Raw genomic sequence first — 21,387 nt, forward strand, 5'->3', positions numbered from 1 at the left:
TCAAAACTGAAAATACTTATTCGGCTAAACTCAAAGGCTATAAAACTATAGTTTTTTACTTTGAGCACTTTCCGTTCTTAGATTGTTAATACAATTTAAAGAAAAAGTGTAACCCATCTAAGAGTAAAAGAATTGAAAAATAATTTTTTGAAGAAAAAATGTGATAATTCTTATATGCGTCAGGCATATATACTTGCAGGTGATTGAAAGGATAATTTAACCGTCGAATATACACATAAAAGTTAAATATCACTGAGCTGGCTGTGTTGTCATCTAAAAAGCAATATGCTCCCGTTTTGGCTCCTGGTGGCGTCGTCGCAAATGAAAACGTAATAGTAAACACCCTGCTCCACGTCATTTCCATTGACCCTACCTGCCCAGTCATTGTTGTATGGTTTCTTTTCCAAAATGGCTCGTCCCCGGCGGTCGTAGATCACCACCTTACAATCCTGGTTAAACTCGACATTTTCGACGCTCCACACATCATCGATACCATCTCCGTTGGGTGAGAAGGACTTCATAGGCTGGGGAGATTCGTCCGGAATGACGATCAATGGGATACTGGCGGAGACCTCGCAACCATTGGCGTCAAGGGCAGTTACCACGTAGAGGTATTCTCTTTGGTTGGAAGCATTCAAAACATCGCCAAACTCATAAGTGCCTGTTACAATCGGGTTGGCGATAGTTGGGTCATCCATGCCGGTTATTGGCGTCCAGTCAAGAATTTCAGAGGCTCCGGAAACATTGAACTGAGTAGTGTCAAATTCATCTATAATGGACCTGTTTGACACGGCCGTTATAGAGTTGGAGGTATCGAAGTTTACGATATCGACTGTGCTGGTGATGACACACTGGGCATCGTCAACAATTGTCAGGGTGTAGGTTCCGGGATCTATTACACTAATAGCATTCCCTGTTTCTGAGGTACTCCATGCGTAAGACACAAAGTTGTCGGCTACTTCAAGACTCACTTCATTTTCGGGGCATTTCTCAACTCCGTCTGGTGTTTCGATAGCCACAACAGGCACTGCCCTTACCTCGATTGATTTAGTGGACGTGCTAATGCAGCCGACAATTTCATCATAGCCAGTTGTAAGTTTTACTGTGGTTGTCCCTGCCGTTGCGAAAGTATTTGTTGCGTTAGGGTTTGTGCTGTCGGTTGTACCATCACTGGTGAAGTCCCAGGCATAGTTGAGCGTAAGGCCGGCTTCCCGGTTGATTGGGCAGTAAATTCGGTATCCACATTCACACAAATGGCATCCACCGATGTGAGCTGAGTCGCCGGTACTGCTTTTTTTGTAAGTGTAGCCGCCGTGCTTGTTACTGCGCAACTTGTTACGGGGTCTGAAATTTTAATGGCATAAGCGCCACTAGCACTAGCCGATAAGGATGTCGTAGTTTCGCCAGCTATATCCTGTCCATCTGCCACCCATTGGTAATTATATCCGGCAAAGGAAGCGGCTGAAAGAGCTACCGAAGCGTCTTCGCAAAAAAGACCTGTGCCCTGGAACCTTACAGATACCGGGGGAAGACTTTTTATCTCAGCTCTCAGCTGGGTAGGAGGGCTCAGGCAGTCCGATGCCGTTACATAACGAAGTGTATAAATTCCAGCCTTGGCTGGCTGAAAGTTAGCAACACTAAGAACTGCTTCGGTAGATGCAAAACCGTCGGGGCCGGTCCATTGGTAGGATTTTGCTCCGGCAATTGTACCATCAATTTGCAGCGTTTCCCCAGCGCAAATTGGAGCAGGATCAACAACTCCGGGTGGGGTGGGGGGTGTTCCGGTTACGAGCAGCTGTGAAGAGTTGGCAGAATTAGCATCGCAAGCACCGTCGTTCGACTTGATATTGACCCTAATGAAGAGGCTGCCCTCTGGCAGGCTCGACAGATTGAGAGATGAAGAAGTCTCTGCCTGGGCCGTAAAGGGTCCGGAGGCACTGGAAGCGGTTTCCCATGTGTAGGTATGTCCGATGCTTTTTGTTGCCTCTAAAGTGAAATCTGTGCCAGTACAAACTGTGGCACTGCTTGGCGTTATTGTTGGCGAAATACAATTTCTGTTGGCAATAACAATCAACTCGTTGTTCGTAATGCCTGCTGCCAGCAAGTCGGGCTTTCCGTCGGCATTTACATCAGCAATCTTCACATTTCGGGTTGTGGTTCCGGCTGCGACGTTAAATCTGTCGAAAGTGAGGCCGGTCGTCGAGGTGTTGACAAGGGCGGTCACGTTGTTGCTGGTGGTGCTGGCCACCAGCAGGTCAAGCTTGCCGTCACCATTCAGGTCGCCGAGGTCAAGTCCCCAGGCGCCTGACGATACGCTAAATGTATTTGCTGCACCGAAGGCGATAGCGCCGCCCACTTCGCTGGTTTGGTTAAGGATGACAGATACAGCATTGCTGACAATTTGTGTTGTGGCAATGTCGTTCAATCCGTCCCCATTTAAGTCGCCAACAACCAGGTTCGCAAGGTTACCTGAAACAGGGAGCGTGACCGACGGGCCGAAGGCGATGGTGCCGGCGCTGCTAATATTGGGCAGCACAAAGATGTTAGCCTGCTGAAGTGCACAAGCCACAATCTCGGGGAACCCGTCATTGTTTAAGTCCTTCACGTCCAGTCCAAAGGATCGACTACCGCCGATGCTGAATTGTGCGGGTTGAGCATCAAAGCTGAGCGTGCCAACGGCAGAGGTGTTTCGGAAAGCATCTATTTGATTATCAACCTGATTGGAGGCAATTACCTCTGGTTTTCCGTCCCCGTCAAGGTCAATAATTGAAAGCCGGCCAACATTTTTTCTGTTGCCTGCGGCATCAGGAGGAAGCGTCAGCGAAATTGGCGCTGCAAAGCTTATAGCACCTACCGTGCTGGTGTTGCGGAAAGCGAAAACTATATCACCCGGGGTTACACCGGCAATCGCTCTGGTGGCCAGCAAGTCTGGCTTTCCGTCTCCATCCAAATCGCCACAGGCCACACTCAGTGTTGGTTCATTGATGAGCAGCGAGGGTAGGTTGACCGCAGTAAAAGTAAGTGTGGAGATGTCACTTGTGTTTCTGTAAACAGGTACCCTGGAAGCCTGGTCGTTGTTGTGTGAACTTGCTGCATCAATCACTCCGTCGCCGTCAAAGTCACAGGCGCAGAGGTCATACATGCCGTTTTGACCGGAAGCGAACTTTGCTGAGGCATCGACTGCTGCTGAGAGAAACGAAGTGCCGCCAAAGCTCAAGGTGAAGAACTCAGATGAATAGCCGATGAGCCCATTGGTAAGGTTGGTCACAGAAACATTGCCAAAGGTTGCATTGCCCGGAATCGTTACCTCAAGTAAGTTGGCCGAGGCGTAGGTGACAGTGCCGACACCAGCACCGAATCGCACCTTGATGTTAGCTGCGGAAGTCGGGAAATTGATACCCGAAATAGTGAGTTTATCACCCGCTGCCGCCGTAGTTTTATCCAGGTTAGTAATGAAAGGCCTCTGGGCCACCACGTTGAAAGCAAAGAACAGCAAACTGACTATCGTTAACAAAATCCGCCTCATATCCATTTTCTGATTTCTGACACTAAGATAAAGTTTCCCTGAACGCAAAGACTGTTTTGATGTCCACCTGATGGGGTTAGACGACAATTTAAAATGGCTGTTAATCATCTTCATTATCATTTAACGGTATATACCCATGCCTTGCTCAGTGTGGGGCTCTTTCTTAATCTGTCTCTTTCCTTTTCAGCCTGTGGCAAACTTTGTGAACTGTATATCTGCACGTAGTACAAGTTCTTGGGTGAGTGATATCCTACCTGCGTAAAATAACCCTCATCCAGCAAGGTGTCGCTATAGTTTTGGGCGTTGTCGAAATTGGCAAATGCGCCGACTATTACATAGTTACCGGGGGCCATTTCCAAAAGATTTCTGCCAGTTCGTGGTGTTGGGGTAGTCGGAGTAGCTACAGGCACAGTTTCAGTGTTTTCCACAATTCGGGGAGCAGCATTTACTCTTGTCACTGGCTCATATTGAACAAGCAACTCCTGACTCCCGTCGGCATGAATCTTTTTCACAGTGAAGCCCATTTCTTTTTGCCCTGAACTTCCAACCCTAACCAATGGCTTTTCTCCTTCTTCTGCAATTTGCCATTGCTCACCGTTGGCTTTATCCGGTGCCGGCACCCAAATCGTCGATTCCTCCACGTCACCATTAGGGAGCGTGTTCCTAAATAAAAAGCCAACCTGATCTTCTCCCTTGATTGTTCTCGTGGGGCGGTCGCCGGAGTTACTCACGAGTTTAAAGTTATTGTTAGGGTCAGTCTCTTCTTTTCTTCCCTGTACACCAATCTTAACGCCTTGTTTCCTGAGATCCTCTTTAAGGAGAGCTTCACTCGAATAGGCAGGAGACCATACGGTAGATACCCTTGATGGCAGGCCGGGGCCAGAAACTCTCCACTGCAAGCCCACTTCTTTCTGTCCGTTTGGAGTGGTTCGTTCTTCCACGTTGTCAATTGAGTTGACAAGAGACCACCTTTCTTCAGAGTTGAAATCAGCTACAGGAATAAAGCTTACAGTGTACTCAGTATTTCCTTGTGCATTTTTTCGGGAAAGCGTCACACCCTCTTGTTTTGTTCCGTTTAGCTCTCTCTCTATGGGAGCTCCCTCGTTCTCGGAAACATAAATCCAGTTTGTTGTTTTTGGTGCGGTTGCAGCATTAGCGGTGGGCTTAGGCGCCTCTTTTTTCACCACCGGCTCATATTCAACCATCAAGTCCTCAGTGCCATCGGGGTGGATTCGCTTGAGAATTACGCCAAGTTCTTTCTCTCCATTAGGCCCAATTCTTACTGCAGGCTTCTCGTTAGGATCAGCCAACTCCCACCTTTCGCCAGTGTTTGGATCTGGCGCAGGCACCCACACAATAGTTTCCTCTACCGTTCCGTCTGCCAAAGTATTTTTAAACACAAAGCCTACCTGCCTCTCACCATTAACCGTTCTTTCAGGCATGGTTGAGCGGCTGCTTGACAGCGCAAAATTATGAGCGGCATCTGGGTGCTGGCTGGCAGTCATATCGACTCCGGAGGCCACCATCCCAGCCTTCATCCCGGCCTCAGATGTGTAGACGGGCGACCAAATAACTTTATCTTCTATTGTACCATCTTCGTGCTTCACACGCCAAAGCACGCCGACCTCCTTTTGTCCATTGGCATTCACTCGCTCCTGTGCGACTCCTGCATTATTCACGAGAGACCACGCTTCCTCTGACCCAAACTTGGCTTCAGGAATAAAGCTAACAATGAACTCCTTGTTTCCCTGGGCGTTCGTCCTGGTCAGCGTAACACCTTCTTCGTCCTGTCCGGCAGCATTTGTTCTTGAAATGGGCGCACCGTTATTTTCAGACACGTATTGCCATGAAGAGGCTCCTGCGGGCTGCTTTTCCTCTACAGGTTTTTCAGGTGTGTCGTCAGCCAGAAGCGCACTCTTCTTCTCTTCCGGCTTTGTGTTGTTCAACGCCTGTAGCCTTTCTTCTTCACGCTTTTTCCTTGCCTCTTCCAGTGCCAATTGCCTTGCCGCCTCTTCATCTCTTTCCGCCCTTGACTTCGAATGGCTCTTTATGAAGGAGGAAACATGCTCAGCGTGCTCTTTTCTGGTACCCAAATGAAGTCCCAGGTGTATTTCATGAGATCCGGTGGAGAAAGTTGCCAGGTCAGAAGACGGCAAATCATAAGCATAGCCAACCGCCAGACGCTCTGCTATTTTTATACCTGCCAGCCCAACAAAACCGGCGTCTTGCCGATAGGAAGCGCCCACCCACACAAGGTGCTTGATATGAAAGATGTTGGTCACCTCATATTGGCTATTACCGACTCCGGAATATTTGTATAATAAGTGTGGTTCCCAGGCAAGGGCGTCGTCAAAAAGACTTTGGCGATAATTAGCCTTGAATAATATGTTGTCGATGGGAGTGACCCTGACCGGACTCAGTGTTTTTTCACTGAGAACGTCGTGACTGATGAGGCTTGGCAATGAAAAACCGGCATTGAACTTACCAAAGTGATAGGTGACACCAAAGTCGCTCCTCATATAAAAATTATTGTCGAGCAGGTTGACCAATGCCGGGTCGGCGCTGTTGCCAATGGCGTCCAAATCTACTGCATTGTTTCCGGCACCTAACGAAAGTCCGAACCTCAAATAGTGTTTCCTGTCTAGAGGCAGCAGGTAGCCCCCGGTCACCCTGAATGAATTGTCTGTTAGTGGCCCTTGTTTGTCAGTGCTAATTTCCCCGCCTAGTGCCAGTCGGTTTTTTAAAGGGGTATGAAAAACCACGTGGGAATATTGAGGAGCCCCATCAATGCCAACCCATTGTTGCCGGTGCATAAAATAAACAACAGTATGCCCTTCAATACCTGCAAAGGCAGGATTGTAGAGATAGGGATTCATGAAGAACTGGCTGTAAACAGGTACTTGCTGGGCTTCTGATAGAAAAGGTAAAAAACTCAGAAAAAGCCAAAGTATACGTTTTCTCATGTCAACGCTATTGGATAATATTACTATTCTTTTAAACCAGTTCTCAGTAGCGGGTCAAAAGCAGATAGAAAACAGAAATCGAAATTTATCAAAATTAATTTACAGCTTATAATAATCTTTACAGAACCGGCCTAAAAAAGGCAATTCCAAAAGAATAGAACTTACTTTTAACGCAAGCTAGCGAGATTTATTCTTATAGTAAAATTTCAACTTCAAATTAGATTTTTTTAATTTGAGAGTAAAAATCTGTTTTTAAACCCTAAATTTCGGATAATTGAATAAATCGCCTTCAGGGTTTTCTATGACAAGAACCTCATTTGTTATTCTATTTACTTTATTTTTAAGTAGTTATCTGGTAAAAGGCCAAATATTGACCGGGCCAAAGGTTGGGCTCAACCTCTCCACCATGCACTTCGATGAGAAGCAGTACACCCGTGACTACGAGACTGTGTGGAGACCTGGATTTAGTGGCGGATGGGTTTTCAACTATTCAGCTTCAAAGTCGACGGTGTGGTCTTTTCACGGAGAATTGTATTATTCCACAAAAGGGAGGACTATTCAAAAACGAGGTTTGGACTACGTGAAGAACGTAACACGCTTCCATAACATTGATATGCCGGCTATGTTCAGGGGTACCTTTCAAATGGGGTCGCTGAAATGGTATGTGAATGCTGGCCCCGCCTTGAGCTACTGGGTATATGGAAATGGTCAGATATCGTCATCCGAACTTGATGAGGGGAAGGTGGGCACGGTGAATTACCACTATGATTTCACGAAATATGACACACCACGGCCGGACGAAAGAGATTATCCAATTGCAAACGGTATCATAGAAGTGCCAAATGCCAACAGACTACAGGTGGGGCTTAGTTTTGGTGGTGGTTTCGAGTTCCCGGTGCTGGAGGATCAAATTGTGCAGTTGGATTTCAGGTACAATATGGGGCATACCAACATCGGAGAAAAAGAAGATAACTTTTTTGGGTTGAATAAGTACAAAGAGAACTTTGAAGGGTCAAACCGGAACGTTGAAATATCATTGGCGTTTTTACTAGACTACAATACACAGCTTAGGAAAAAAGGCCGCAGCACAAGCAAAATAAAATGATATGAGAATAAGTGAATTTGAGTTTGACGAAAAGAGTATTGGGAAGGTGAAGGAAGAGATGAAGGCGCTGGATTCTACTTATGTAATCAATGAAACCGACGACAACTCAGACGACTACCTCGAGTTCCTTTTTATAGGTAAGCACAAAGGTGCAGAAGTGTTGTTTGATGCCGCCTTGTATACTTTGCAACTACATCACGAAAGTGAATTATATGATGAAGCTGAAAAGCAAGCCATGAAGAGATTTCCCGAATACAGGGATTTGGTTAACAAGGGAGTGGAGATTCGTGAGGGCATGTTGCCAGCGAAACTCGAAGAAGAAATAGGTATTTTCATCACTGAGACGATGCTTGATCTTGAAGAGGAGGAGTCGGTAAAGGTGAAAGAGCACATGGAACTGGATGAGGAGCTTGAAGCCCGTGTAGGAATTGACGTCTGCCTTAACGTAGATAAAGTTGCTCCTGCAGTGGTCGAAAAGTTTATCAGCGACTTTAACGCTGGTCAACTCAGGCTTGATCCAACGCTTTACAGTTTCGAGTCGGACGAAAGCGACGACTAAATAAAAAGCAGCGGTATGCTTCGAGTGGCCTGGTCAAAAGCGTACAACCACCCGCTACCTGATAAACACAGGTTCCCGATGATGAAGTATGAGTTGCTTCCGGAACAACTCATTTACGAGGGCACTATCAAAGGAGATCATTTGTTTGCTCCCGGGCACCTCTCAACCAAACAAATACTTCGGACGCACGACGCCGACTACTGGCGGAGGTTAAGCAGCCTGAGCCTTTCCGCTGCAGAAATGAGAAAAATTGGCTTTCCGCACTCTGAGGCACTTATTGAGCGAGAGGCAAACATTGCTGCCGGCACCGTTGAATGCTGTAGCTTTGCTTTACAGTATGGTGTGTCATTCAATGTAGCCGGAGGCACGCACCATGCCTTTACCGATAGGGGAGAGGGTTTCTGTTTATTGAACGACATGGCCATTGCTGCCAGCGATCTGCTGGCTAATTCTCTTGCGTCAAAAATCCTGATTATCGACCTGGATGTTCACCAGGGGAATGGAACCGCTCAAATATTTACCGGAAACAAACGGGTGTTTACGCTGAGCATGCATGGTGCCAGAAACTATCCAGCCAAAAAGGAGCAGTCCAGTCTCGATATTGGACTGGCCGACGGTACTGACGATAAGCTATACCTTAAGCTACTCGAGGCGAACCTTAAGAGCATTTTGGATGATTTCCAGCCGGATTTCGCATTTTATCAGGCTGGCGTTGATGTGCTGGCCACCGACAAGCTGGGCAGGCTGGCCTTGAGCCAGTCGGGGTGCAAAGAAAGAGATCGGTTGGTCTTGCAGCTTTGCAGAGAATGCAGGCTCCCTGTGGTAGTGACCATGGGAGGTGGTTATTCTGAAAAAATCACTGACATTGTGGAGGCCCATGCCAATACCTTCAGGCTTGCTCAGGATATTTACTTTTGACAAACGCTTACAATTTTGCCAGGAAATAGCTTAATTCAATCATGAACGAGCGCAAGCTATTCAGAGAAAGCGTTTTTATCACACTTGCTTTTGTAGGAGTACTGTGGTGCGTCAAGTCATGGGAGTATGCCACGTCTGTTGATTTGTCCTTTCTTGGTATATATCCACGGACTTTGAAAGGCTCTCTGGGCATTGTGACATCTCCGTTTATCCACGGCGATATTCAGCACCTGCTCTCCAATACGTTTCCTCTTGCGATTCTTGGAGTGGGGCTTTTTTTCTTTTTTAGAAAGATAGCGCTCGAGGTTTTTGTGATTGTATACCTGTCTACCGGCTTTTGGGTGTGGACAACAGCCCGTTCAGCTTTTCACATCGGCGCAAGCGGCATTATTTACGGGTTGGTTTCCTTCCTTTTCTTTTTCGGCCTCATCAAGCGTGATGCGAGGTCACTGGCGGTAAGCATGATAGTTGTTTTTCTTTACCACGGCCTGTTTGCTGGTGTTTTTCCTTTTTCAGACCAGATAAGCTGGGAGTCTCATTTGTTTGGCGGCTTATCGGGGCTTTTTTGCGCCATCCATTTCAGAAACAAGAGTGTTACGGAAGAAGCATTAGCGGTAAACCAGGCAATTCAGCATGATGACATTACCGAGGAAGGCCAAGCCAATGGTGGAGTTGATATGCCTGGTGCTGTGGCCGACCAGGTTCAAATACCTCCCAGTCTTTTGATAAGATTCACAAATTCAACAAAAAACGAAGAAGACGCCAGCGAAGATATTATCTCATTGCATTAGCCATTGCCGTTCAAATAGTTTCCATATATTTGCCGCTTCTTAATCAAAACTAGAGCGTGAAAAATCTATCCACTGTACTTAGTGTCGTCCTTTTAGCAGCAGTTGCTGTGTTGTTTTATCTGGTGCTTAGCAATAAGAGTGCATCTTCAGAACCTGAGGTAGCTAGTCTTGATTCTTCCATCGACAGGATTAGTGGTGACCTTTCAATCGCCTACGTTAACTCGGATACACTGCTGAGTAAATATGAATATTTCAAGGATATAAGCAGTGACCTGGAAAAAAAGAGAGCAAAATTGGAGTCTGAATACAGGAACCGGGCGGAAGGCCTTCAGCGAGAAATACAGAATTTCCAGAACACAGCTCAGAACATGACGATGAACCAGGCCAGGGCAAAGGAGGAGGAGCTCACGGTGAAACAGCAAAACCTCTACCAGTATCAGCAAACCTTGGGTCAGCAGCTGGTAGAAGAAGAGACCAAACTCAACGAACAACTGTACAATGCAGTGAGTGGCTACCTGTCTGAGTTCAGTGGAAGTAACAAATACCACCTTGTTTTGACCTACACGAAGGGTAGTGGTGTTCTTTATGCGGACAAAAGACTCGATATCACCGATGAGGTAATTAAGGGTTTGAATAAGAGCTACCTTCAGTCGAAGGGTGTGATACCAACCGATAAAACAGATTCGACAGGCGTCACCAAATAGACGCAATCTTTTAAATAATACTTTTTTTTAGAGCCAATTGGCTGTTGTAATATTTTTATGTAGAATTGTAATTGTATTTGTTGGCTATTTTTTGGACGCTGCCCTGTGAGCCGACATCTTATTGGTTGTATGTTTCCTTAAGACGATTTTTTTTGGTACTTTGGCAGTATTCTGGTGCATTCTGTGCGCCGGAAATGTCAACCTAACTATACTGATACGTGCTGCAGGCTTTCTTAAAATTTTTAGGAGGTGAGCCAGGCGAGGAGAAGCAGATGTGGCTGCTCCTCGGTAAAGGCTTTTTTATGGGTATCTTCCTGGCTACCTATACGGTTGGCGCAGAAACACTGTTCATCAGCCGAATGGGGGAAGGTCTGTTAGGCATCGCCTTTTTTACTGGAGGGTTCCTGGGGATCGTAAGTACAATTGTTTTTGTTTCTCTACAGCGCAACATTAACTTCTCCAGCCTCGCTATTACCAATACTTTCTTGATCCTGGCGTATGTCACCTTGCTGAGAGGAACGTATGAGTTTTACGACAGTCCCTGGATTTCCTTTGCTTTTTTTGTGATGATGGGCCCTATAACAGCTGTTACGCTGCTGACTTTTTGGGGTGTCTTCGGCAGAATGTTCAATCTGCGGGCATCGAAGAGAATAATGGGAGGAATCGATACTGGCCAACTTCTGGCCACCTGCCTCGCTTTCTTTTCCATTCCGGGTTTAAGGAGGCTACAGTTGATAAATGATACAACCGATTTGCTGTTCATTTCCATTGCAGGTGCCTTCGGTATTTTTATTTTCACTCTTCTTATCGTAAAAAATTACAACCTTGACGGTGCCACTAAAAAGGTTTCCAGGGAGAAGCCCGACACCAGCTATTCCGACCTTTTCAAAAGCAAGTACCTTGGGTTGTTATCATTGTTTTTAGTTTTCTCAGCATCAGCTAACGTATTTGTTGAGTATAGCTTTTATGAGTCGGTGAATGTTATGTACCCGAACGAAACCGAACTTTCCAACTTTTTATCGTTCTACGACGGATCCATTATTGTCATCAGCTTCATTATTCAGAGCTTTCTTAACGACCTTATCATAGGGAAATTTGGACTGAAGGTTTCGCTCATGGTTATGCCTATCGTACTCGGAGGACTAACGATAGGGGCCATCGTATCCGGGCATATTTTTGGATTCGAGGTAAAGAATGAAGAGTACATTTTGTTTTTTCTTTTTACCGGCCTTGCCAGGCTTTTGACCGCCTCCCTGAAAGATGCTTTGGAAAATCCGGCTTTTAAGATATTCTTCCTGCCTCTGGATATTAAAATCCGGTTTGATATTCAGTCCAGGATTGAAGGGGTAGTGAATGAATTTGCCGCACTCATCTCCGGCGCTGCATTAATTGGCCTGGGTTTGCTTAGTTTCTTTAAATTAATTCACTTTTCGTACATCATCATCTTTTTGGCGGTTGGCGTCATCTATGTTGCTGTGAAGCTCTACGATGAGTATAAGGGAACGCTGAAAATTACTTTGACAAGGCAAAAGGAAGCACTGGGATCCAAAGGCAAGAAGAATGAGAATAGCACAGTTAATGTGCTTCAGAGAGAATTTGATGAGCACAATGCAGAAAGTATTATTCTGTCGATGAAGCTATTTGAGAAGCTGGAGCCGATTGAATTCAGAAAAATTCTGGTGGAAACGCTCAAGAGCCCCCATTCGGAGGTACGAAAATATGCTTATGCCAAGTGCAGGCAGGTAAATAACTTTGAGAAGCTGGCAGAAATCAAAAAACTGGCATCCTATGAACAAGAGGAGGAAATACGGAACCTGGCGATAGAGGTAATTGCGTTCTTGCAACTGGCTGAAGACTACAAGCTGAACGAGGTTAGCATCAGAAAGCTGGCGAGGTCTGTTGATATGGAAGATCGGGTATTCGCTGCTCAAGTTTTGGCGAAATTGGATGACGAAAAGTATATCCCATTGCTTGTGGAGCTTGCCAGAGATATCAACGTTAACGTAAGGACAGCTGCCATCACCAGCGCTGGAATCAATAAATGGCCCGAGCTTTGGCCCATTATGATTGAGAACCTTCATGTGCCCGTTTATTCCAATGTTGCTAAGGCGGCATTAATTGCTGGCGGAGAACCGACATTGCACACTGTAGATACTGCGTTTTATAAAACAGGACAACAAGCTACCACAATGTTTCGGGTTGTGCAGATTCTCGGGCGTATTGGTGGCCCTGAGGGGGTTGAGCGTCTATGGAAAAAAATTGACTTCCCGGATAAGGCTATCGTTTCAGAGATCTTACTATCACTTAGTTATATAGGCTACCATGCCAAGGACTTTCAGGCAGCCCGAATTAAGATTCAAATTGAGGCAGAAATTGGTGACCTGGCCTGGAATATAAAAGCGCTCACCGAAATACCCAAAGAAAATGAAACTGACCATCTTCTTGTTCAGGCAATCGAAGAGGAGAACGCCCAGAACTATGATGATATTTTTATGCTTTTGGCCCTCATCTACGACTCTCAGGCAGTTGAGCTTGTTAAAGAGAATATCGGTGTAGGGACGAGTGAAAGTATTACGTTCGCCGTAGAAATGCTCGATATTATCCTTGAGGATGAATTGAAACCCAAGTTATTCCCCGTTTTCGACGAACTCAAGCCCCACGACAGGCTGAGTCAACTGAATGACTTTTACGCTCCTGAGGCTTTTAGCAGTTATGAAGACTTGCTCCTTTCTATAGTTAACAGGGATTACAACCATATAAACAGGTGGACGAAGGCAGTTGCATTGTACAGGTTGTCTATGATCGATGAATCTAAGGTGTCGGCGGACCTTATCGCCAATCTTTTCAACCCTGATAAGCTCATCCTTCAAACATCTGCCTGGATCATTTACCAAAAAGACAAGGGGGAGTATCAGCGTCACACCAGAAGGATACGCCCGGGTGTTAAGAAAGACCTGGACAGGGCCATAGTGCCGCCAACATTTGTTGAGACGGAAGAGGATTTGCACATGAAGATGCTGCTCATTGAGAAGGCTGTGTTTGTGAAGGGATTGGATTTATTCAAAACAATTCCAGGATCGGTGTTAACGGACGTGGTAGACGCCTCAGAGGAAGTGAGAATGAAGGAAGGTATAACTTTCATCAACAAAGGAGATAACGGCAATGCACCAATTTACATTATTGTTAAGGGCAACGTGCTTGAACAAGATGACAACGGCCGCCAGAGAACACTCGGCAGTAGAGATGTAATCGGCTTCAATAAATTGGTTGAGACAGATCAATTTGAATACAGCTATACAACGACCAGCGAAGCGATCTTTTTGACTATTTCAATGGAGGCTCTTTTCGATTTGATGAGCAAAAATATTGAGATGGTTGAGGCAACACTCTTGTCGGTGAAGGATTCTGATCAGATCGAAGCAGAAGATGAGGTGATGGATGAAGAAAGACTGTTGCTTTTTAGTCAATAGTAAGACAATATTTATCGAGTTTTTAAAAGGAATATGAGATTTTGACCTGAAAAAAATGGCAGTTGGAAAAGAAATTCTAATCAGTTTTTCCTCAGAAGATAACCATCCAAGGATAGCGGGCGACAGGGGCTGGGTGACAAGCTTTTGTAAGTTCCTTACCACCCTTCTTACACAAATAATGAAGGAGGAACCTCATGTGAGAATGATAGACGAAAGTCAGCAGGATCCCGGAGAAATTGAGAAAGCAGCTGTTTTGATTGCCATATTGTCAAACAACTTCAAGGCAGACGCCAAACTGGTAAAAGGTATTTCTCACTTTGGTGTTAAGGCCACCGAAGATAAAAACCTGAGCGTTGCCGGGAAGGCAAGAATGTTTAAGGTATTAAAGCATCCTGTGGAAATTGACAGTGTCCTGCCTGAGTATGAGGAGATTTTGCCCTACGACCTGTTTCAGATTGATCCAATGACTGGAGAGGCACAGGAGTACACAAGGTATTTTGGATCCGAAGCGGAGAGAAGCTACTGGCTGAAACTGGTGGATATGTCGTACGACATTTTCCAGATTCTTGACAAACTTGGATCAACCAAGAAGACCACAAAAGACATAGTTCCCAAAGAGCGTACCGTTTACCTGGCGAGCACTGGTGTTGACATTCTTATTCAACGAGACATTATCAAAAGAGAGTTGTTGCGCCATGGCTACAGGGTGTTGCCGGAGCAGTCGCTCCCCAAGGAAGCCAAGCTCCTCGAAGCGATGGTAAAGTCAGATTTGGAAAAGTGCCGTTTGTCGATTCACTTGATTGGTGAGGACTATGGTTACAAGCCGAAGGGCGCTGACCTTTCGATTGTAGATATACAGAACAAGATAGCATCGGAATATGTGCTGAAGGTAATCGAGCACAACAGTAAAAGTGCCGACAGAGAGCCTTTTTCAAGGCTGATCTGGCTTTCGCCTGACATGGTCAATGTGTCGGAGAGGCAAAAGATTTTTATTGAGGACTTAAAGTCTGATGCCGCTGCCGTGGAAGAAGCTGAGGTGCTGCAAATTACCCTGCAAGAACTTAAATCCATTGTAAGGGAGGAGCTGCTTACCGGCGGGAGGTTCAAAACAAGAGATCATTACGCCAGAGAGGATGAGGATAACAAAGGAGGCAAAATGATTTATCTCATTTGTGACAAATCGGATGCGGAGGCAGCCCAACCTATTGCGAAGGCACTGACAGCCAAAGGATGCGAGGTGATGACATCCCTTTTTGATGGCGATCTGATTGACTTACGCTATCTGCATCAGGAAAACCTGAGACGCTGTGATGCTTCGCTAATATATTTCGGTAAAGCCAATCACCAATGGATTAAAGCCAAACTTCAGGATCTTTTGAAGGCTCCTGGATTTGGCAGAATTAAGCCGTTGAAGGCAAAAGCTATTTATGTGGCAGGGGAGGCCAAAGTGAAGGCCGAGGAGTTCAAAGAGGAGGGCACCCTGATTTTAACCGGTAACGGCGAATTTAAGGCCGATTCACTGAAACCATTCCTGGAAAAGATTGAAAAGTAAATTATGAGTGCTAGCAACCTTACCCCCAATGAGTCCGATGGAAGACCTGAACAGGTTTCCACAGGATCCGTAACGAGAGGCGACACCACAACTCTCTTTAACCCCTTCCCTGGCCTTAGACCCTTTGGCGTGGAGGAATCTCACCTTTTCTTTGGCCGTGAAGGCCAGAGTGACGAAGTGCTTGTAAAGCTGGCAGAGAACCGGTTTTCTGCGGTGCTGGGATCTTCAGGAAGCGGTAAATCGTCATTGATGTACTGTGGATTGATTCCAACGCTCTACGGCGGATTCATGACACAGGCAGGCTCCAATTGGAAAATTGTGGTGTTGCGACCAGGCGGGGGGCCGATCGACAACCTCGCCGAGTCGCTGGTAGAAAAGGACGACGAATATTCAGGACTGGAAGAAGAGGAACGGCTGATAAGAAAGACAATCACCGCTACGGTGCTTAGAAGTAGTTCGCTCGGACTAGTTGAAGCAGTAAAGCAATTGAAAAAATCGGAAGATGAGAATATCCTGATCCTTGTCGATCAGTTTGAGGAACTCTTCCGGTATAAGAAGACTGAAAGCATGACGTCGTCTCAGGACGAGTCATCTGCTTTTGTGAACCTTTTGATGGAGGCAGTGCATCAGTTTGATGAGCCCATTTATGTCACCATCACTATGCGTTCCGACTTTATCGGTGAATGCGCTGTTTTTCCTGAGCTGACTCAGATGATCAACGACAGCCACTATCTGATTCCTCAAATGACAAGGGACCAGAAAAGGTTGGCGATTGAGGGTCCGGTGGCCGTGGGCGGGGGCACCATTGCACCTCGTTTGGTACAGCAGCTATTGAACGACGTGGGAGACAACCCCGATCAGCTGCCCATCCTGCAGCACTCATTAATGCGTACCTGGTCATTCTGGGCCGACAATCACAGGGAAGCCGAGGCAATGGACATTAGGCATTATAACGCCATTGGTACCCTGAAGGAAGCCCTGTCGCAGCATGCCAACGAGGCCTACGACATGCTCTCCAAACGGGAGAAGCAGATCTGCGAGACCATGTTCAAGGCACTCACCGAGCGGGGATCAGAAAATCAGGGCATTAGAAGGCCTACCAAGCTTAGCGTCATCGCATCCATTGCCGGTGTAACCGAGGATGAGGTGTACCGGGTGGTCGATAAATTCCGGGAGCCGGGCAGGTCTTTGCTGATGCCACCTCATGGAAAACAGCTCGAATCTGAGACTGTAATTGATATTTCGCATGAAAGCTTGATGCGCATCTGGACGAGGCTGAAGTCATGGCTGGATGAGGAAAGCCGTTCAGCAGAAATGTACCTTAAGCTGTCTGAATCGGCAGGAAGATACCAGGAAGGACGGGCCGGTCTGTGGAAAATGCCCGACCTGCAACTGGCACTCAACTGGCAGGAGGAGAACAGGCCTACGCTGGTGTGGGGTCAAAGGTACAACACAGCGTATGAGCGCACGATTGTTTTTCTTGAAACCAGCAAGAGAGCCTACGAAACCGAGCAAAGAAACAAAGAGCTTCTCCAGAAGAGGCAGATACGCCGGTCCAGGATCTTTGCACTTGTGCTGGCTGGCGCTGCGCTGGTGTGTATTTTCATGATGATTTATGCGTTTATTTTGGCGGCTGAGGCGACCAAACAGACTGTCATAGCCGAACAACAGGCTGAATTAGCACAGAAAAATGCCGATGAGGCTCAAATCCAATCGGAGGCAGCCCAGAAGTCCGCAAAAGAGGCCAACGATCAACGGGAAAAGGCCGAGCTAGCCACGACCCAGGCGATTGAACAAAAAAACGAAGCAGATCAACAAAGAAGAAATGCTGAGGCTGCTACATTACTGGCTGAGGCTGCCAGAAAGGATGCAGTGATTGCGCAGGAGGAAGCCGTAAAGCAAGCAACGATTGCCAACGAACAAAAAGATCTTGCCACGGCTGCCAGAGTACAAGCGGACGAAGCGAGGAAAAATGCAGAAGATCTTCGTTACCAGGCCATTGCCCAGTCAATGGCGATCAAAACGGCACAGGTGAAGGATACTACCCGAAAGACGCTCATTGCCATGCAAGCCTTCAACTTCTTCAGGGAATATAGTAACAAACCTTATAATGGAGATATTTACCTGGGGCTCTATAACGCATGGACAACGGAAAACGGGGCAGACGTGGTAAAATGGAAGGGACATACCGGCGGGGTTAAGTCGGTAGTGTACAGCAAAGACGGTCAAAATATGTACACAGCCGGATCTGATGGACGAGTATTGAAGTGGAGCATGTCCAACGACGCCAGAGAAGGGATTGACGTGTTGCCAGTTCCGAATACCAGCGTAAATAGGGTTGTGGCGGTTAGTCCCGATGAAAAATACCTGGCGGTGGGCAATGAAGATCACATACAGCTAATCGACCTGTCTAACCCACAAGCTCCCAACCTACTTGACGCACACGGAGGCACTGTATACGACTTGGTCTTCCTACCTGATGCGAGTGGATTTGTGTCTGTTGGAACTGATGGAAAAATCCAAAGAAGCAATTTCTCGTCTTTTTCATCTTTGGCAAGTCTTAACCAGCCAGTGAAAAAGCTGGCTATCAGCGCCGATGGAAAAACACTGGCTGCGGGCGGATCTGACGGCAATGTATATTTGTACAACATGGCTAATAATAGCCTACAGACCACTCTGGTCAATGCCGACAATATTCCAATCACTTCTGTAGCCTTCAGCCGAAACGGGCAGTTTCTGGCTTATGGTGATCAGTCGGGCAGAATCGTCATTCAGGATATCGTTGCAAAGACGACCCTGGCAGAGTTAAATGGCCATGAAAGCTCGGTCTCTGACCTTGAATTCAATGGACTTACCACGTTGCTTGCATCATCAGGTTGGGACAAAACGGCAAAGCTTTGGGTGCTTAACGATATTTTCGGACTGCCTACCATTTTGAATGACCATGGCGACTATGTTAACGCTGTTTCATTTTCTCCTGACGGTCACTATTTGGCTACGGCGAGTAATGATAAGTTCCTTCGGGTGTGGCCCACTAAACCCGATATGATTGCTGCTGGATTGTGCAGCGAAATTGACCGAAATCTTGACCAAACAGAATGGAATCAATACGTTGGCAGCGACATCGATTACGAAATTACCTGTCCGGATTATCCAAGTGGAGCTGAACAATAAAATGATGAAGGATACTAAAAAAAATGAGTTATTGGCAATCGCTTTGTTTAGCGTTCTCATTGTTCTGATTTCCAGAAGTGCAATTGCGCAGACTGTTGTTTGTACACAAAACCTGGATCGGGCGCAAGGAATGTTCGATATAGGCGACCTTCCTGGCATTCCGGCTTTACTGATGCCTTGTATAAAAAGTGGAGGCTTTGCTAAAGAAGAAAGTATAAGGGCGCTTGAGATAATGACGGAGACTTACCTCTATCAGGACGATTTGGCCAATGCCGATATTTGGATGATTGAACTGTTGAAAGCAGATCCTGAACACAAGTTGGATCCTTCTTTGGATCCGCAGGAGATTATTTTGCACAAGGAAAAATTCCGTTACAAGCCTATTTTTAGGGTTAGTGGCAGTATTGGGTTGAACCGGAGCACTTACCGGTTGATAACCAGCTACTCTCTTTGGTCAGACGAAGATCAATCGGTTTATACGCCAGGCATACAGTTTAATGGATTTGCTCAGATTGAGAAAGAGGTGTATCCGGGCTTCGATGTGGGCCTGGGCTTGGGCTATGTGTTGAGGACATTTTCAGCCGAGAGCGAGGTTATATACGGAAAGGCTGCCAGCGACGCATCTGACTCACTGGCTGTTGCGCAAGGTTTGGGTAACCTCGCCACTTACTCAGAGAACTACGCTGTGTTGGAAGCTCCTGTTTTTGTAAAATACACCTACTATGGAGATGGAGAGAAAACATTCAATCCGTACGTTTTTGCTGGGGTGAGTTTTGATTACTTAGTCAATGCCAAACAGACCTCAACAAGAAGAGCGAATCAGTCAGAGCGTGACGGTGTGAAGGCTTCAGCTACACTCCCTGACCCCAATCTGGTAGCAGATGAACGAAGAAAAGCATTGACTTACTATGGCTTTGCGGGGTTGGGCGTGAAAATTCGAAGGAAGACACATTTCTTTTTTGTGGAGGCCAGGTATAACTACGGCATGATGAATATAGTCAACGGTGATAACAGATTTCCCTCAGAAATCACTGCTGATGGCAACAAGCAGGAGAGTATTTTTAACATCGGTTTGGTCGACAACGATTTTACACTTGATGGAGTCACGCTGGTAGGTGGTTTTCAGTTATCGATCTATAATCCACAAAAACTTAAAGAGAAGAGACTTAGATGAAGAGGATATTAAGAGCGATTTGCTTTGTGGTAGTTGGTGGGCTTATGGGATGTACGCCCGAAGATCCCAACTCTTTAGCGCCAGATGAGGTCTTTGTGAAATATTTTGGTGGTGAAGGTATTGATAAGGCAGCAGACTTTGTCGTGAATCTGCAAGGTGCTGAAGTGGAAAACTATGTGATTTTCGGGTCAAGTGACAGCTATTTGCTCACAGAGCAAACTGGAAACACCGAATGGGTATTGCTTTTTGCAGACAAGAGCGGTAATCTCATACCAAATGGAATTAAGCGTTTTCCTACGGCGGACTTTCTTCCATTATTGCCCTATTTTTCGTCCACGGGAAAAGTGACGTGTACCCCGGTTCGAATAAAGAAGACAGTGAATGGAGGCTACCTGCTCGTTGGCTCGATCACCTACAGGAGTATATACGAAAATGAGATCGAGAGCAGTTTTCAACAATCTGCTATGCTGATAGTGAGGGTGGATGCTAGCGGAAACTATGACTCTGTTTCGGATGTCAGGGTATTTGGCAGTGAATATAAGACGGTCGAGATAGAGTCGAGCGGTTTATATGATACATTATCACTTAGTCAAAAAGGGGCTGATATAGTAGAAATAGCTGACGGATATTTCGCTGTTGGTTCAACCGAAAATGTTCCGCTGAGAAATGCACAAGCGCAGGACTTAAGTGATTTTTTTCTCGTCAAGCTCGATGTAGACCTTAATAGCGTATGGACGAAAAGTGAAGGAACGGCAGCCGATGATTTTGGGGTTGCTGTAGTAAGCATTCAAAATGGGAGCCAGGTGGTCATTGCCGGTCAGACCAGAGGAAACAATCGATCCGTGCTCAATGCAGCTATTGCAACAATTCCATTGCAGGGCACAAGTCCTGTAAATATAGAGTTTACGCAATCAGGAACTACGGACGCTAATGAGCAGGTGGTGAGGATGCTTAAGTTATCAGACACTGATATCTTTTTGGCCGGGAACAGGCTGTCACTTACTTTACAAAATTTGAAACCTTTTTTGATGAGAATTACGAGTGGCCGCATTCAACTCTCGACTCAAATCGATGTTCCAGACGGGGTTGAGGTTGCTGATTTTTATAGAACACTTGGTGGTAGATTTGTATATGCGGCTACTACCGCAGAAACGGACGAAGGCGGTGCTAATGGATCGCAGTTACTTCTCATGAGAACTGATGATTTTGGCGGCGATACTAACAATTTTGGTGAAGCTGATTATCTGGGGTACCGCTACGGAGGAAGTGGCAATGACAAAGCCAATGCCATTGTTCAACTCCCTGACGGCAAGTTTGTCATGTTAACAACCATAGAAATCGATAACAACCCGCAGACAGTCATTGGTTTAATAAAAACCAATAAAAACGGTGTATTGGGGAAATAATTGTATAATTCCCGCATTTAATTTCACTTTTTGTTTATTTTTATT

General features: G+C 46.1%; 13 protein-coding genes. 10 read left to right on the forward strand and 3 right to left on the reverse strand.

Going from position 1 to position 21,387, the window contains the following annotated elements:
• Window positions 1-269 precede the first annotated feature (269 nt).
• The 3 genes from ACMVP2_RS24185 to ACMVP2_RS24195 form a co-directional block, all read right to left on the reverse strand.
• The gene (locus ACMVP2_RS24185; RefSeq protein WP_416868221.1) at window positions 270-698 is read right to left on the reverse strand and encodes a gliding motility-associated C-terminal domain-containing protein; all 429 of its coding nucleotides are present in this window, start codon (window positions 696-698) and stop codon (window positions 270-272) included.
• Window positions 699-1,099: 401 nt separating this feature from the next.
• Complete coding sequence (locus ACMVP2_RS24190) at window positions 1,100-3,526, reverse strand: FG-GAP-like repeat-containing protein (protein ID WP_416865464.1); 2,427 nt, start codon at window positions 3,524-3,526, stop codon at window positions 1,100-1,102.
• 116 nt (window positions 3,527-3,642) lie between these two features.
• A complete protein-coding gene (locus tag ACMVP2_RS24195; protein WP_416865465.1) occupies window positions 3,643-6,489 on the reverse strand; it encodes a PorP/SprF family type IX secretion system membrane protein in 2,847 nt (948 codons plus the stop codon).
• 301 nt (window positions 6,490-6,790) lie between these two features.
• Here ACMVP2_RS24195 and ACMVP2_RS24200 point away from each other — a divergent pair, with 301 nt between their 5' ends.
• The 10 genes from ACMVP2_RS24200 to ACMVP2_RS24245 all read left to right on the forward strand — a co-directional run bounded on the left by ACMVP2_RS24200 (window position 6,791) and on the right by ACMVP2_RS24245 (window position 21,342).
• On the forward strand, window positions 6,791-7,594 hold the full coding sequence (locus tag ACMVP2_RS24200) for a hypothetical protein (RefSeq protein WP_416865466.1): 804 nt from the start codon (window positions 6,791-6,793) through the stop codon (window positions 7,592-7,594).
• A gap of 1 nt (window position 7,595) precedes the next feature.
• Window positions 7,596-8,153: a hypothetical protein gene (locus tag ACMVP2_RS24205; protein WP_416865467.1), complete on the forward strand. Its 558-nt coding sequence runs from the start codon at window positions 7,596-7,598 to the stop codon at window positions 8,151-8,153.
• A gap of 15 nt (window positions 8,154-8,168) precedes the next feature.
• Entirely contained in the window at window positions 8,169-9,071 is a 903-nt protein-coding gene (locus ACMVP2_RS24210; protein WP_416865468.1) for a histone deacetylase, read from the forward strand.
• A gap of 41 nt (window positions 9,072-9,112) precedes the next feature.
• The gene (locus ACMVP2_RS24215) at window positions 9,113-9,862 is read left to right on the forward strand and encodes a rhomboid family intramembrane serine protease (RefSeq protein ID WP_416865469.1); all 750 of its coding nucleotides are present in this window, start codon (window positions 9,113-9,115) and stop codon (window positions 9,860-9,862) included.
• A 56-nt stretch (window positions 9,863-9,918) separates the two neighbouring features.
• Entirely contained in the window at window positions 9,919-10,566 is a 648-nt protein-coding gene (locus ACMVP2_RS24220; protein ID WP_416865470.1) for an OmpH family outer membrane protein, read from the forward strand.
• Between the two features lie 218 nt (window positions 10,567-10,784).
• The gene (locus tag ACMVP2_RS24225; protein WP_416865471.1) at window positions 10,785-14,036 is read left to right on the forward strand and encodes a HEAT repeat domain-containing protein; all 3,252 of its coding nucleotides are present in this window, start codon (window positions 10,785-10,787) and stop codon (window positions 14,034-14,036) included.
• 55 nt (window positions 14,037-14,091) lie between these two features.
• Complete coding sequence (locus tag ACMVP2_RS24230; RefSeq protein ID WP_416865472.1) at window positions 14,092-15,588, forward strand: hypothetical protein; 1,497 nt, start codon at window positions 14,092-14,094, stop codon at window positions 15,586-15,588.
• A 3-nt stretch (window positions 15,589-15,591) separates the two neighbouring features.
• Window positions 15,592-18,762, forward strand: a complete 3,171-nt coding sequence (locus tag ACMVP2_RS24235; protein WP_416865473.1) for a High-affnity carbon uptake protein Hat/HatR — start codon at window positions 15,592-15,594, stop codon at window positions 18,760-18,762.
• A gap of 1 nt (window position 18,763) precedes the next feature.
• Window positions 18,764-19,936: an outer membrane beta-barrel protein gene (locus ACMVP2_RS24240; RefSeq protein WP_339795134.1), complete on the forward strand. Its 1,173-nt coding sequence runs from the start codon at window positions 18,764-18,766 to the stop codon at window positions 19,934-19,936.
• Window positions 19,933-21,342 carry a hypothetical protein gene (locus ACMVP2_RS24245; RefSeq protein WP_339795132.1) on the forward strand — a complete coding sequence of 470 codons (1,410 nt, stop codon included), beginning with the start codon at window positions 19,933-19,935 and terminating at the stop codon, window positions 21,340-21,342. Before ACMVP2_RS24240 ends, ACMVP2_RS24245 begins: the two co-directional genes overlap by 4 nt.
• The last annotated feature ends 45 nt before the right edge of the window (window positions 21,343-21,387 follow it).

It is taken from the genome of Imperialibacter sp., assembly GCF_048007035.1.
In the GTDB taxonomy this organism is placed as follows: domain Bacteria; phylum Bacteroidota; class Bacteroidia; order Cytophagales; family Cyclobacteriaceae; genus Imperialibacter.